The following is a 14,294-nucleotide window of genomic DNA, read 5'->3' as shown; positions in this document are numbered from 1 at the left end:
CGGTCACTTATTCGGTATCGAGCCACGCCATATTGAACGCCTGTCGACGCTCGGATCGCAATGGGCGTTACGCCATGCCGATTTTTCCCGCAGCCTGGCGGAAAAGGCCCGCAGCTTCGGCGGAGAACTGGAAGGCGTTCAAATACTCGTCGACACTAAACCGAGGCCGCGCAGCGCGGATTGCCCGGACAAACACACCGGCTTCCTCGATCCTGCCAGCAAGCACCTGACAGAAGGCGGCGGTCGCAAGGATAAAGATATGGGCGTTCGGCTGCATCGCCGCCTTGACCGACCAGGCCGCAGCCTCATCGAACCGGCCCAGTCGCATGTAGGCTATCCCCTTGCTTGCCAGCATGCCGAACATGAGCGGATCGAAGGGGCTTAGAACGCGTGATTGGTCAGCGGCCTCGATCGCGGCAAGCGGATCGCGCGACTGCGAATGGACGAAAGCCAGGGTGTAATGGCCAAGCGCGAAATTCGGACTAAGGTCCACCGTCTGCCGCAACTCGCCGATAGCCTCGTCATGTCGACCGATTAGCCAGAGGGCTCGGCCCATTGCCCAATGCGCGGCGGGATCGTGTTCGTCGACAATGAGGGCGCGCCCGGCAGCCTCTAAAGCGTGGCTAGTGTGTGATTTTCGATCGTCCCACTGCTGAAACGCGCTTTGCCAATGGGTAAACGAAAGACCTGCATGAGCGCGAGCGAAGGTCGGGTCGAGTCCAACGGCCATCTCGAAAAAACGTCGGGCGGCGTCGTTCTCCGTTTGTGTGAAGCGGTACATATGCCAAAGGCCGCGGTGATAGGCCTGCCAGGCATCGAGCGAGTCGGGCGGCTTCAGCACCGCGCGGTTGCGCTCGACTGCTTCAATCTCGCTCGCAATCGACGCAACGATTCGATTGCCGATGTCGTCGATGACCGAAAACACAGCATCCTGCTTGCGATCGAAATCGTCGGCCCAGAGAATTCTTGCCGTAGCGGTTTCGATCAACTCTACGCTCACGCCGAGCCGGTTCGGCCGACGGCGCACCGATCCGGTGGCCACATAATCGACGTTGAGCCGACGGCCGGCATCTTCCGGCCCGACTCGTCGAGGGCCGAGGGCGAAGACAGATCCCTCGGCGATGACGAAGAAACTCCGCAGCTTGGCGAGCCGCGTAATGATGTCGTGCGTGAGGCCGTCGGCCGCCTCGCCGGCGCCCTCCCGCCGGTCTGGCAGCGCATGGAAGGGCATCACCGCCAGTGAGGGGCGGCACGTCGCTCTCGACTGGGCTGCGGCATCAGCGCGAGGTCCGGGAGTTGCCAATTGCACCACGGCGGCGCTGCCTGGAGCTCCTGCATGCAGCGCTTCGCATACTTTCAGCCAAGCCTTGCGGACGGGCTCAAAATCGAGAGCCTCAGCCTCGTAGAGTCGAGCCGCGACATTTAGCTGGCGCTTGCATGCATCAATCCGGCCGCGCTCGGCGAGGCGGCGCAGAAGTTCAGTCTGCGCCTTGTCGTCGAATGGGGCAATCTCGACCCATTTTTGGACCGCCGCGAATCCCTCGCTGGAATGCGCAGGCAGGCTCTCGGCCAGCCTTTGAAGAAGCGCCGCCCGAAATGCCGCGTATCGGCTTTGCTGTGAGGTAAGCCAGACGTTGAATTCGGGACAGCGTTCGATCGCAAGCCCTTCGAGCAGTTCGCCGCTGTAGTGCTCTGAGAGGGATTGCAGCTGGTCCACCGTGAGCGTCTCGACCCCCTGTTCCATGGCGGAAGCGACTTCGATCGCGTCCACTAACCAGCCGTCCAGTCGCAGCGCGACCGTATCCACGGACGTGACGACCATATTGCTGTGGGAGTCGCCGAGAAGGCTCCTCAGCTTGCTGAGGCACCAACGAAGCTCTCCTCTCGGGTCATTGGCAGCCTCGTCCCAAAGCAACTCGCACAGCCGGCCACGTTGCGTTGGGCGTTGTGTGAGGGCGAGATAGCCGAGAAGGCCGCACGTTTTCCGTGAGGCCGGCAATACCAGCGGCGCGCCATCCCGTTCAATCGCCAGCGGCCCCAGCATGCGGAGCCGAACGCCGACGGGGTGGGCATGGCATCCCGGGGATTTCGATTCCATGGCCATTTCCACGGTCGCTCCAACGGACGCGGCTCCCAAATGTTTGTATCATTGAATTTATTCGATCGCATCTGGCATTGCACCGGATGTCTCGCCGGGCAGACGGGAGGACAACCATGCTGACCGCAGCAACCATCAGAAGCACACAGGGCCGTGGCCGCCTTTTCGACAGCGTCCTCGATACGGTCGGCGATACCCCGGTGATCAGGGTCAATAATCTCGGAGTCGAAGGCAGGACGATTTACACCAAGGCGGAATTCTTCAACCCGGCGTCATCAGTCAAGGATCGACTCGCGCTGAACGTGATCGAGGCAGCCGAGCGCGCCGGCATTCTAGATCCTGGCCAGACAGTGGTAGAGGCGACCAGCGGCAACACCGGTATCGGGCTCGCCATGGTTTGTGCTCAGAAAGGCTATCCGCTCGTGGTGACCATGGCCGACAGCTTTTCCGTCGAACGGCGCAAGCTCATGCGCATGTTGGGCGCCAAAGTGGTGCTGACCCCTCGGGCGCAGAAGGGCTTCGGCATGTATCAGAAGGCGGTTGAGCTGGCGGAGACCCACGGCTGGTTCCTCGCTCGGCAGTTCGAGACCAAGGCTAACGCCGATATCCACGAGAGCACGACTGCACGAGAAATCATCAATGATTTTACCGGTCAGCGGCTGGACGTCTTCGTCACCGGCTACGGAACGGGCGGAACGATCACCGGCGTCGCCCGCGTGCTCAGGCGTGAGCGGCCGGAGACACGCATTATCCTCTGTGAACCCGCGAACGCCCAACTGGTCGGCAGCGGCGCCGCTCAGCAACGCGCCGCCGGCGGGGCGCCTGCTGCAAGTCATCCGGCATGGGAACCGCATCCAATCCAGGGCTGGACGCCGGATTTCATCCCCGCCGTCCTCCAAGAGGCTATTGATTCGGGCTTCTGCGACGAAATCGTGCCAATCGCGGGCGCCGAAGGCATGGCTTGGACAAGGCAGCTCGCCCAGAGGGAAGGCATCTTCACAGGCATTTCCGGCGGATCAACGTTCGCGGTCGCGCGCCGCATTGCGGAACGAGCGGCGGCCGGTTCGGTCATCCTGTGCATGTTGCCGGACACTGGAGAGCGTTACCTCAGCACGCCACTGTTCGACACAATCGAGGAGGACATGAACGAGGAAGAGCTCGCTTTGTCTCGATCGACCCCGAGCTGCCAGTTCCCGGTCGCGGCCGCCTGAGACTCCAGCGATGCGACACCAATCCCAGCGAGCGGGCACATCCCTGGAAGAAACGCTCGATCCGAAGGACTGGACCGATGCGCAATCCGTGGCACACCGCGCCGTCGACGACGCGATCGCTTATCTCCGAGACGTTCGCGATCGTCCAGTCTGGCGAGACATGCCAAGCGAGGTCAGAAAGACGTTCAAGTCGCCTCTGCCGCATTCCCCCACGCCACTCTCCGAGGTCTACCGCGAGGTCTCCGAAACGTTGATGCCCTATCCAATGGGCAACATCCATCCACGCTTCTGGGCCTGGTACATGGGGGCGAGTAACTTCACCGGAGCGCTGGCTGACTTTCTGGCTGCGGTTCAAGGGTCCAACCTGGGCGGTGGTAATCACGCCGCAGCACTTATCGACGAGCAGGTCGTCGACTGGTGCAAGGAGATGATCGGCTTCCCGGCTTCGGCGAGCGGCACTTTGGTAAGCGGCGGATCAATGGCCAACATTATCGCCTTGATCGTCGCGCGCAATGTCAAGGCGGGCATCGACGTGCGTGAGCACGGCGTTGCAGCAACCGAGCGGCCGCTCCGATTTTATGCATCCGACCAGATCCACAGCTGCCACCGCAAGGCTATCGAAGCGATGGGGCTTGGAAACTGCGCGCTTCGACGTATCCCAACTGGCGATGATCTGCGCATCGACCTCGGCGCACTCGCTATCGCAATCGAGCGAGACCGCGCCGCCGGCTTTCAGCCAGCCTGCGTGATCGGGACCGCCGGGACCGTCAACACCGGCGCGATCGATGATCTTGAAGCGCTCGCCGACCTCGCGGCACAGGAGAACCTGTGGTTCCACGTCGACGGCTGCATCGGCGCTCTTATCGCCATAGCGCCGGACAATGCCCATCGTGTTCGCGGCTTGGAGCGCGCCGATTCCGTCGCACTCGATCCCCACAAGTGGCTGCATGCGCCGTTCGAGGTCGGGTGCGTAGTGGTCCGCGACGCCGCCGCCCATGTGTCGAGCTTCTCGATGGACCAGGAATATCTCGAAAAAACTCCGCGTGGAATTGCATCCGCACGGTGGCTCCACGAGTATGGCTTGCAGACGAGCCGCGGGTTTCGCGCGCTCAAAGTCTGGATGGCTCTAAAGGAGCATGGTGCCGAGAAATTCGGGCGGCTCATCGATCAGAATATCGCCCAAGCTCATTACCTCGACGGCTTGATCGCCTCAGAGCCGTGCCTCGAGATTGTCGCCCGAACCTCCATCAATATCGTTTGCTTCCGCTATCGTGCGCCGGCCCTCGGCGAAAAGGCCTTAAAGGGTCTAAACCTCGAAATCATGATGCGGCTGCAAGAGGACGGCATTGCGGCCATCTCGGACACGACCGTCCGTGGAAAGCACTCTTTGAGAGTTGCGATCAACAACCATCGCACACGGCGTTCTGATCTCGATCTTCTGGTGCGGGAGATCGTCCGCCTCGCGGGACATCGAACTTTGCTATGAGAGCGGAGGAGCAATAGGTCAGCGTCTGCATAGCATTGCGAGGGCATGACCATGGATATTGGCGATTGGCTGCGAAGCATCGGGCTCGGACAATACGAAGTTGCCTTTCGCGGAAATGAAATCGAAGACAGTATTCTTCGAAGCCTGACGGCTGACGATCTGAAGGACATCGGAGTAACTTCTGTCGGGCACCGCCGCAAGATTCTGACTGCGATCACGGAGCTGTCAGGGGCGGTCACGGATTCCCCGCCAGAGGCGAAAGCCGAGGGCCGGCCTCTCATCCCAGATGCGGTTGAGGCCACGGCAGAGCGCCGCCAGTTGACGGTCTTGTTCTGCGACCTGGCCGGATCGACCGCCATGTCAACTCGCCTCGATCCCGAAGACATGCGTGAAATCATTCGGGATTACCAGGACGTCTGCTCAGGCGTGATCACGCGGTACGACGGCTTCGTCGCGAAATTTATGGGCGATGGCGTACTCGCATATTTTGGCTTTCCTCGCGCCCACGAGGATGACGCCGAACGAGCTGTGCGGGCCGGGATCGATCTTGCCGATGCAGTCGCCAGGCTTCAGACGTGCGGTGGAGAAGCATTGAAGACGCGCATCGGCGTCGCGACGGGAATCGTCGTGGTTGGAGACCTCGTCGGTCAAGGATCTGCACAGGAGCAGGCCGTCATTGGCGACACCCCCAATCTGGCGGCGCGCCTGCAGACCTGCGCCGGGGTTGGCGGCATCCTGATCGCCGACCAAACGCGTCGTCTGCTCGGCGACGCCTTCGAGCTGAATCCGATCGAGCTGAACGATGTCAAAGGGTTCGATGCGCCCGTCCGCGCCTGGGCGGTGTTGCGCGAAGCCGAGACAGAGACCCGGTTCGAAGCGTCCCGATCCAGCCGCATGACGCCGTTCATCGGACGTGAGCCCGAAGTCGCGCTGCTCATCGAGCGATGGCGGGACGCGTGTTCGGGCGAAGGCAAGGTCACCTTGCTTTCGGGGGAGGCGGGGATCGGCAAGTCACGCATCTTGGCCACGCTGCTCGAACGCATCGCCGAGGAACCACATCTAGCGATCCGCTATCAATGTTCTCCCCACCACATCAACGATGCATTCTACCCGATTGTCAGCCAGATCTGGCGGACCGCCGAACTTGCGAGCGCAGAGTCTTCCGAGGTGCGACTTGAGCAGCTGGGGACAATGGCCCGCCGTTCGCGGCTCGAGCCGAGGGAGGTCGTTCCGCTTGTGGCGTCGCTATGTTCGATTCCGCTCGAAGGCCGCTATGTCGAGCTTGAGATGACGCCTCCTGAACAGAAAGAGCGTTTGATCAGTGTATTGCTCGCGCTTCTTGAAGGTCTGACCAGAGAGGCACCGATGCTCGTGCTGCTCGAAGACGCGCATTGGATCGACCCGTCGTCGCTCGAAGTGTTCAATCGTCTGGTCGACAGGATGCCCGGCCTGCGAGCGCTGCTGATCATCACATTTCGCCCGGAATTCGTCGCCCCGTGGCTTGGTCAAGCCCATGTCCATTCGCTGGCATTGAGCCGCTTAGGACGGCGACACGCCCTTGCCCTGATAGATCGCCTCACCGGCGGCAAGGCGCTGCCGGCGGAAGTTCTGGAGCAGATCGTTGCGAAGACGGATGGCGTCCCGCTTTTTGTCGAGGAACTGACAAAGACCGTGCTCGAGTCCGGACTTCTTCGCGAAGCCAACGGCGCCTATGTGCTGACCTCCGTGCTTACGCCGCTCGCGATTCCATCGACCCTTCAGGACTCGTTGATGGCACGGCTCGATCGTTTGGCTCCGATCAAGGAAATTGCGCAAATCGGCGCGACGATCGGCCGTGAGTTCTCCTTTGATCTTCTAGAAGTAGCGTCGCCGGTTCAAGGCGTTGCGCTTCAGGATGCGCTTGGCCAGCTACTGGCTGCAGGGCTTATCTTTCGGCACGGAGCGCCGTCCGAAGTGACCTATGCGTTCAAGCACGCACTTGTCCAGGAAACGGCCTATGGCTCTCTCCTCAAGAATCGCCGGCAGCAGATGCATCAACGGATCGCTGAAAGCCTTCGCGACCGCTTTCCGGAGCGAGCCGAACGCGAGCCGGGCCTCGTGGCGCATCACTTTACCCGGGCGGGATTGCCGAAGATAGCAATCGAATGGTGGAGTCGCGCCGGAAATCGGGCGATGCGGCGCTTTGCCAACCAGGAGGCCGCCCTGAGCTACGTAAACGGCCTGAACCTGATGGCGGAGCTGCCGCCTGGTGAGGAACGCAATCGGCAAGAACTGGGGTTCCGGCTCTCGTTGGGCCCGGCGCTGCTCGCAGCGCGCGGCTACGCGTCGGACGAGGTCGACCGAAATTACCAGGAGGCCAGCCGGCTCGCCGAGTCCTTGTCGGACAGGGAGGCTGAATTTACGAGCGAGCGCGGGCAGTGGCACTACCTGTACGACCGGGGCCAACTCGATCGCGCCTTGGCGATTGCCGAGCGCTTGTGTGCCATTGGGAAGGAGGATCCGAGCGCAGAGAAAAGCAGCCTGGCGTTTCGGGCTTTGGGCTCGACCTTTATGAGCAAAGGCGAATTTGTACGCGCGATCGAAGCTTTCGAGCAAGTCATGAGCCACGGCCGCCAGGCGCCAATTGGGTCGTGCTTTGCGCATCACGGCGAGGAGCCGCACGTCGTCGCGTTGCAGTACAAGGGGCTGTCACTCGCGGTTCGAGGTTATGCCGACACGGGCCTTGCCTCGGCACAGTCGGCGCTGTCGTTGGCCAAGACCTTGAATTTTCCCCTCATGGTAGCCTTCGCTTCGGGCGTGGTCGGCATGGTCTTTATACTCCGTCGTGACTACCGGTCCTGTGCCACCCTCATGCGGGAACAGATCGACTATTGCTCCGAGCACGGTTTGGTTTTTTGGTCCGCCGCGCACGAGATTCTGCAGGGCGCTTCACGGGCCTGTCTCGACGGCAACCCGGAGGGCGTTACGCAGCTAGAGGAAGGCATCCAAAGCTGGAAGAAGACTGGCGCCGCGCTTCATATCCCGACGTGGTTGTCCTATCTCGGCGAGGCGGCGCTCTGTGTTGGCAATGTCGAGAGCGCTGAGGAAGCCGTGCGCAAGGGGATCGACATGTCCGAGAAGCATGGCGATGCCTTCGCTCTTGCGGATCTGAGAAGGCTCGCCGGCCGCGTGCTTCTGCGGCAGGGGCGTCAGGATGAGGCGCGTCATTCATTCGAGGCGGCCGTGGAGATCGCGCACCGGCAACACGCGGGATTATATCTGCTGCGGGCCAGCCGTGACCTGGCCCGGCTTGTTGCTGATGGCGACAGCTTAGCCGGTGCTCAGGAGATCCTGTCGCCGATCCTCGCGAGGGTCCCTGAACATCGGGCCGGCTCGGACTTCCAGGAAGCTTCCGAGCTGCTCTCCAAGTTGTCGAGCAAGCCAGCCAAGGCCTCTTGAGAAACCAAGTGTGGTTCGCTGCTTGGTTTGAATCGGCGCGGCTTTGACCCCGCGTATTACTGCACCTGCAAATGTTACCCTGACGGTGCCATTGCCTATGACGACCGCAAAGACAAGAAATGGTTGGAGCAGGACATCGCTGGTGGCCGAGATCCAACCCTCCTTGAGGCCTTGAGGGACAAGTTATGAATGTAAGGGTCTTTGCTAGGAATGGTCGCTATATCAGTTGTAGTCGCGACATTGGTTCTCACTTGCACCAAGGATGCGAACACCTTTGGTTTCGTTGGCCTCCTTATTGCAACCCGGCCATCGTTGTGATCACGGTTTACCGTTATGCTGAAAGAATGCGATCGTATTCGGTGACCAAGTCCGTACGGGGTCAAAATTCGAAGAACTCAGGTCGAGCAAAATTGGTCCGCTCTGATGCGATGAGCGGACGCTTCTCAGAGGCGGCGCAGCTTCGCTGATGGCAGAAGCGCACTATTGTGGCGGCGAGCAACTTGATATGAGTAAGGCGTGGCACTCTAGAATGGGAGGGCCGAATGACCATCCGGACCGTGTTATTGGCTATTTGCGTTCTGCTTAGTAGTGCATTCCCGTCGTTTCCAAGGGCAGTTCTCCGGTCAAAGACGACGCCTGGAATCCTGAGCACATCAGCGTTCTTCCCCTTGAAGTCCGACAATACATCTCTGGAATTTGCAAGGGGCCGGCCCAGGCGCAGCATGACTTTGCAACGTACCTTCCGTCCGACAAGCGCTGGCGCATTAACCTCGAATACCTGCGCTGCGATGGCTTGGGTAAATTTCGCCACGGAAGCCTGTGTCTGGACGTCGATTTCGTTGCGGTAGGCGCTCATTTCCGGCTTGCCAACAAACAAATTAGAGGTTGCGGCTTCTGAAGTCGAATGGCCTAGAAATTGACGTTGAAGCCAAGCCTGCTGTCGCTCGAAAACGATGAGTTGAGCGAACCGCCGCCTGCGGTGCGGCAGGCGAGCACCATGCCGTGCGCAAGCTGGATATAGAAGGACCAGCGAAAGCGTGCCTGCCCGGATAACGTGTCCTGGCCGATGCCGTCATAGGTGCGCAGAAGCTGCAACAACGATTGCTCGACCGAGCGCATGGTGCCGTCGTAGGACTAATCGACGACGGCTCGATGTGGCTGTCCGCCGACAATCCGGACCGCGTCTCCGGCTGGTGAAAGGGATCCGGGTGTCACCTGGCCCCACTCTACAGCCTAGTCTTCCTTTCGGATTCCTAGGTCTTGTCGTTCGACCCCTTTCGCGACGGGGAGTTGCCAACCGCGCCTGATCGCCATGACGCGGAGCAGGAAGCACGAAATCAGCGCGATTGTCGTCACCGCGGCGATCGGGAGCTGCAGCATATGACCGATCACCACGATGGCTGCCGCGACCAGCGCCGCGACCGCGTAGAGATCGGCACGCAGCACGGTCGGAATCTCGGCGAGCAGCACGTCTCGGATCATGCCACCGCCGATCCCCGTGACCACGCCGAGTACTGTCGCCATCACCGGATTGAGTCCGAACGACAGCGCCTTCGATGAGCCTGTGACGGCGAACAGGGCTAGTCCCGCCGCGTCGAAATACAGCACCGCGTTGGATAGGCGCACGATGAGGGGCGAGAAGTAAAAGGTAACAAGACCAGCGAGGAACGACACGCCGAGATATCGCCAGTCACCCATGGCTCCCGGAGGGACGGCGCCGATCAGGAGGTCACGGGTGATGCCGCCCGAATTCCCCGCCGCGAAGGACAAGACCATGACCCCGAACAGGTCCAGCCCGCGCTTGGTCCCCGCCAAGGCCCCGCTAAGCGCGAAGACGAAAGTCCCGGTCAGGTCGAGCACCATAGGCAGCTTGTCCATCAGCGTTTCTCGCCTTCAGCTAGAGCTGGCTGGTCGATCCGGCGGTTAGCACCACCTATCCCGATTGCCAAGCGCGGGCCGCAACGACCAGCGCTTCGACGCCGGTCCGCAGTGTCGGATGGAGAACGGGCGCGAATTTGGGACTGTGGTTCACGGGAAGTTCGTTGATCTTGTTCGACTCCTTGGCCTTCGCATAGATTTCCGGATCGGTGCCGCCGACGAACCAGAAGACTGAGGGCACGCGCCATTCTGACCCGAACGATCCGAAGTCTTCGCTGGCAGGGGCAGGCCCTGTCGCCCGGACCCGATCGGCGCCAAAGTGTTCCCGGAATGCGTCCACCACCCGACTGGTGGCCTCGTGGTTGTTCACGTTCAGAGGGTATCGGTCGATGGTCGTGATCTCCGGCGGCCGCGGCGCTCCCGAACCCGCCGCTTCGGCACTGGCGATCCGCCCGATTGCAGCCAGCATCCGTGAGCGCACTCCGGCATCGAAGGTCCGGACGTTGAGCTTGATAATGGCCTCGTCGGGGATGACGTTTTCCTTGGTACCTGCTTGCAGGACTCCCACCGTCAGTACGGCCGCGTCGGCGGCGGCCAGTTCGCGCGATACGATGGTCTGCAGGCGCAGTACGGTCGAGGCTGCCATCACGACCGGATCAATGCTGGCCTGCGGCATTGATCCGTGCGCGCCTCGCCCAAATAGACGTATCTGCAAGCTGTCCGCCGCCGATGTGATCGCGCCGGCGCGGCCGGCGACCGTCCCGGAAGGGCCAACCATGACGTGTTGGCCCAGAATCACGTCCGGTTTCGGAAAGCGCTTGAACAGACCGTCGTCAATCATGGCTTGCGCGCCTTCACCCGTCTCCTCCGCGGGCTGGAAGACCGCCATGAGCGTGCCCCGCCAAGAGGTCTTGGCATCCGCCATGAGTTTGGTTGCTCCCGCAAGCCATGTGACGTGCATGTCGTGACCGCACATGTGCGACACCGGCACCGTATTGCCGTCCTTGTCCGTCGCCGTAGCCTTGCTCGCATAGGCAAGACCGGTCGCCTCCTGGATCGGCAGCGCGTCCATGTCGGCGCGCAGCATGACCGTGGGTCCCTCACCGTTTCGGAGAAGTCCAACGACACCGGTTTTACCTATACCGGTCGCCACTTCGTAGCCGGCGGCGCGCAGCCGGTCCGCCGCCAATCCCGCGGTGCGAGTTTCCTGCATTGAGAGCTCCGGATGCGAATGTACATCCTTGTAGAGGGCTTCCAGATCGGGAAGCATGCCGTCCAGGGCTTGCAGCGTTTTGGTCTCGCTCATAGTTCCGATCCTCGTGAAATTTGGCCCAGCCAGAGCTTGCGGCGGTCCGGCCCCTTTTCGCTACTTGGTCTTGGCTACGATCCAAGCCTCAAATGCATGCATGAACTGCTGCAGGAACTTGCGAGTCCCCTCGTTGACGAGCTTGCCATCAGCGTCGAAGAGCTTGTCGGCTCCGCCGAGATAAGCTTCCGGCTGCGGCATCGCAGGCACGTTCAGAAACACCAGAGACTGCCGCAAATGGTGGTTAGCACCGAACCCGCCGATGGCGCCTGGCGAAGCGCTGACGACCGCTCCGGGCTTGACGTTCCAAGCACTCTTGCCGTACGGGCGCGATCCGATATCGATCGCGTTCTTCAATGCGGCCGGCACCGATCGGTTGTGCTCCGGCGTGACGAAGAGAATCGCATCTGCAGCCCTAATGCGCTCACGAAAGGAAGTCCATACAGGAGGCGGCGCGTGATCACTACCTTGGTTGTAGATCGGGAGCTGGCCGATTTCGACCTCGCTAAGGTTCAACGATCCGGGTGCGATCTGGGCAAGCGCATTCGCCAACTTCCGGTTGAGAGAATCCTCGCGGAGGCTGCCGACGATCACTGCGACGTCGCGAGTTTCGTTCATGCAGGAATTCCTTCTTTGTTTGCCGGCCCCATCGCGCCATCAAATCGTGGCGGGTCTTCCCCGGCCCCTTATGGGTAGCCAAAATCGAGCTCCTGTGCGCGCGGGCTCGAGACGAGCAGCACGTCTTGGTCCAATCGATGCGGACGCAACTCGCACCCGAATGTGTCAGCGGTGTTGACCTCATTGGCCGTCTTCAGCGGCGTTGTTCCATGCGGCCGAGAATACTGACGCTGCTCGATAGCCTTCGCAACAGCGACATTGATTTAGATTACCCGCGCTTCCTCGAGCTTTCTCTAATGAGCTTCATGGGCGCTCGTTCCAGCGAGAGCTCAAGCACAACGCAAACCTGCGTCAGACAAAGCAGCTCGAGATCGACTGGCTGGGCAAAAATGCTTACACGACAATCCGAGAGATCGAACATCGGGCTCGCGATGCAACCGCGAGGCCAGAACGTCACACTGGGGCGGATTGTCTTCAAAGTACTCGTCCAACCAGGGGATGCGCTAACTCGTCGAACGGAGTCACATTCAGATGGCAGCTAAGGGCCAAGTCCTCGTCCATAGCGGTCCAACGACGCCGCTCTCGATTTGCAAGCAGTGCTCGCGTTGTAGAGCAGAGCCAATCCATCAGCCCTCCATAGTCCCGGGACGTGCGCGGGTTCGACACAATGGTACTCGTGCCAATCGGACTTATATTGCCGCCATGACCTTCAGTGTCGAGATCGCCCTGCGCTTCCCGCTCACGTACACACTGGACGGCGGCAACCGCTCGTCTAGCCGGACGGCGTATGCTGCCGTCCGGGTCCGCTTTCTCTCGCCAACATCGTTGATCTTAAGATTGTGCCTCACGGAAGGAGAGCACTTTGCCTATGCCGTTGCCCGAGATTCGCTATCACGACATCTGAATACCGACGCTTTGGACAGCATCGCTCGTATCGCTGCGGGTCGCGGTGACATCAACGCCCTGTTTCTCCGGGGCGAGCTCACCCGAGCCACGTGTATCCCCGACGAGGAGAACGATCCTGACTTCCTCAGGACGCGCGTCAGAATGGGATCGTCGGTAACCTACTGGACTGAAGCGGGCACGAGCGGTCTGCCTCACGGCACCAGCCAGCTCGTCTACCCTGATCAGTATAAGTATTCGAAGTGGCATCTCTCAGTGCTGTCGCCGCTGGGCGCAGCACTTAACGGGCTGCGTATCGGGAGCCAAATGCCGTTCTTCGACAACGGAAGCATGCACCACGTGCGCATCGAGAGCGTGGACAAACCGTCGTCGAATGTCGTGCCACTGTTTTTAAACAGACCGGCAGGCATGGGGCACAACAGACTACCGCCGGATGATGAACCTGACGGGCCAACCGCAGCGTAACCTGGATAGGAGTTCGCAGTGGGAAGAAGAGCGCCATGTCGGTGTTAGTGCCGAGAAATTGACGACAGCCGACATGCACCGTACGCACTAGCTAAGTCAGCCGGTCGGGACTGGCCTAGGAGTGGAGAACTAGAAAGGAGATTGGGATGATAAGGCCGCCTTTACATGTGAATCGGCTCTGAGAGGACGGTGGCAGCTAATGACGGGTGGCCCGCGTCGCAGGAGGACGACTCCGCTCGATCCGAAGCCATCCGGCGGCTGGTCGAGATGGGCTGAAGGCGAGGATATCAGCCATTCTGATGACCGGCTCGGTGTCTCGATTGAACGTGCAATCAGCGGCCGAGCGGCAGTTGAACGACTAATAGTCACCCAACACCGCATTCAGCGGATGTCGCGCCGGGTCGGTTGGGTGGCGGCTGGCCTCGGCATTTTGCTCCTTGGCATCCTGCTCACGCAGCTTTTCGGGGTCAATCCCTAAGACTTTCACCGCCCCTTGCGCTCGCCCTGCGGCTGCGGGAACGTGGGACCACTGGTCATTCCCGCAAAGGCGAGGAGTTGATATGGCACACACCTTTCATTTTGACATGGTCCGAAAGCTGATTGCCGTTGCAATGGTTCTAGGCAGCACCAACGCTCAGGCGCAAAACTGCCGACAATATCCCCCCGATCCCTTCCGCCTTCAGTGCGCCGAAGCAATCCATCCGCAGCTCGAAGCAAAGAGAGAAAGGTGCAAAGAGGAGGCCATAACGAAGGGCCTTAGCCGGAGCGCGCTAGATTCCGGCATGAAAGACTACGTGCATGCGTGTATGCAGCGTCGATAGCCCCTTCCGGGGCGCCTCGGCGCGTCCGTGATCTAGTGGATTGCGGGGATGCCGGGTTGAGATCGAGGGC

At 60.8% G+C, this 14,294-nt stretch carries 10 protein-coding genes; 4 read left to right on the top strand and 6 right to left on the bottom strand.

The features are described 5' to 3' along the window. Positions 1 to 67: 67 nt before the first annotated feature. Positions 68 to 2,098 carry a transcriptional regulator gene (locus ACVW16_RS00165; protein ID WP_456769910.1) on the bottom strand — a complete coding sequence of 677 codons (2,031 nt, stop codon included), beginning with the start codon at positions 2,096 to 2,098 and terminating at the stop codon, positions 68 to 70. Positions 2,099 to 2,214: 116 nt separating this feature from the next. Here ACVW16_RS00165 and ACVW16_RS00160 point away from each other — a divergent pair, with 116 nt between their 5' ends. Genes ACVW16_RS00160 through ACVW16_RS00150 form a run of 3 tightly spaced genes read left to right on the top strand, consistent with a single transcriptional unit; the run spans position 2,215 to position 8,233 of the window. Next, the gene (locus ACVW16_RS00160; protein WP_456763846.1) at positions 2,215 to 3,309 is read left to right on the top strand and encodes a PLP-dependent cysteine synthase family protein; all 1,095 of its coding nucleotides are present in this window, start codon (positions 2,215 to 2,217) and stop codon (positions 3,307 to 3,309) included. 10 nt (positions 3,310 to 3,319) lie between these two features. Continuing rightward, a complete protein-coding gene (locus ACVW16_RS00155) occupies positions 3,320 to 4,795 on the top strand; it encodes a pyridoxal phosphate-dependent decarboxylase family protein (protein ID WP_456802164.1) in 1,476 nt (491 codons plus the stop codon). Between the two features lie 45 nt (positions 4,796 to 4,840). After that, positions 4,841 to 8,233, top strand: coding sequence for an AAA family ATPase (locus ACVW16_RS00150; RefSeq protein WP_456763848.1), 3,393 nt, complete (start codon positions 4,841 to 4,843; stop codon positions 8,231 to 8,233). A 379-nt stretch (positions 8,234 to 8,612) separates the two neighbouring features. Here ACVW16_RS00150 and ACVW16_RS00145 read toward each other — a convergent pair whose 3' ends face one another. The 5 genes from ACVW16_RS00145 to ACVW16_RS00125 form a co-directional block, all read right to left on the bottom strand. Beyond that, positions 8,613 to 9,089 carry a hypothetical protein gene (locus ACVW16_RS00145; RefSeq protein ID WP_456763849.1) on the bottom strand — a complete coding sequence of 159 codons (477 nt, stop codon included), beginning with the start codon at positions 9,087 to 9,089 and terminating at the stop codon, positions 8,613 to 8,615. Between the two features lie 53 nt (positions 9,090 to 9,142). Then, positions 9,143 to 9,352: a hypothetical protein gene (locus tag ACVW16_RS00140; protein WP_456802163.1), complete on the bottom strand. Its 210-nt coding sequence runs from the start codon at positions 9,350 to 9,352 to the stop codon at positions 9,143 to 9,145. 114 nt (positions 9,353 to 9,466) lie between these two features. Continuing rightward, on the bottom strand, positions 9,467 to 10,096 hold the full coding sequence (locus ACVW16_RS00135; RefSeq protein ID WP_456705466.1) for a trimeric intracellular cation channel family protein: 630 nt from the start codon (positions 10,094 to 10,096) through the stop codon (positions 9,467 to 9,469). A gap of 70 nt (positions 10,097 to 10,166) precedes the next feature. Further along, a complete protein-coding gene (locus tag ACVW16_RS00130) occupies positions 10,167 to 11,417 on the bottom strand; it encodes a M20 family metallopeptidase (RefSeq protein ID WP_456763850.1) in 1,251 nt (416 codons plus the stop codon). Between the two features lie 60 nt (positions 11,418 to 11,477). Further along, the gene (locus tag ACVW16_RS00125; protein WP_456705468.1) at positions 11,478 to 12,035 is read right to left on the bottom strand and encodes an NADPH-dependent FMN reductase; all 558 of its coding nucleotides are present in this window, start codon (positions 12,033 to 12,035) and stop codon (positions 11,478 to 11,480) included. Between the two features lie 702 nt (positions 12,036 to 12,737). Here ACVW16_RS00125 and ACVW16_RS00120 point away from each other — a divergent pair. Continuing rightward, on the top strand, positions 12,738 to 13,403 hold the full coding sequence (locus ACVW16_RS00120) for a GreA/GreB family elongation factor (RefSeq protein WP_456763851.1): 666 nt from the start codon (positions 12,738 to 12,740) through the stop codon (positions 13,401 to 13,403). The last annotated feature ends 891 nt before the right edge of the window (positions 13,404 to 14,294 follow it).

This window comes from Bradyrhizobium sp. USDA 4474 (assembly GCF_054057515.1).
The sequence above is the reverse complement of the archived record's forward strand: the minus strand, read 5'-3'. Positions and strand labels throughout refer to the sequence as shown.

Bases quoted from the DNA above. Each gene is read 5' to 3' on its own strand.
- ACVW16_RS00125 (WP_456705468.1), bottom strand. From the start codon at position 12,035: ATGAACGAAACTCGCGACGTCGCAGTGATCGTCGGCAGCCTCCGCGAG.
- ACVW16_RS00150 (WP_456763848.1), top strand. From the start codon at position 4,841: ATGACCATGGATATTGGCGATTGGCTGCGAAGCATCGGGCTCGGACAA.
- ACVW16_RS00155 (WP_456802164.1), top strand. From the start codon at position 3,320: ATGCGACACCAATCCCAGCGAGCGGGCACATCCCTGGAAGAAACGCTC.
- ACVW16_RS00130 (WP_456763850.1), bottom strand. From the start codon at position 11,417: ATGAGCGAGACCAAAACGCTGCAAGCCCTGGACGGCATGCTTCCCGAT.
- ACVW16_RS00160 (WP_456763846.1), top strand. From the start codon at position 2,215: ATGCTGACCGCAGCAACCATCAGAAGCACACAGGGCCGTGGCCGCCTT.
- ACVW16_RS00165 (WP_456769910.1), bottom strand. From the start codon at position 2,098: ATGGAATCGAAATCCCCGGGATGCCATGCCCACCCCGTCGGCGTTCGG.
- ACVW16_RS00120 (WP_456763851.1), top strand. From the start codon at position 12,738: ATGACCTTCAGTGTCGAGATCGCCCTGCGCTTCCCGCTCACGTACACA.
- ACVW16_RS00135 (WP_456705466.1), bottom strand. From the start codon at position 10,096: ATGGTGCTCGACCTGACCGGGACTTTCGTCTTCGCGCTTAGCGGGGCC.
- ACVW16_RS00140 (WP_456802163.1), bottom strand. From the start codon at position 9,352: ATGCGCTCGGTCGAGCAATCGTTGTTGCAGCTTCTGCGCACCTATGAC.
- ACVW16_RS00145 (WP_456763849.1), bottom strand. From the start codon at position 9,089: ATGAGCGCCTACCGCAACGAAATCGACGTCCAGACACAGGCTTCCGTG.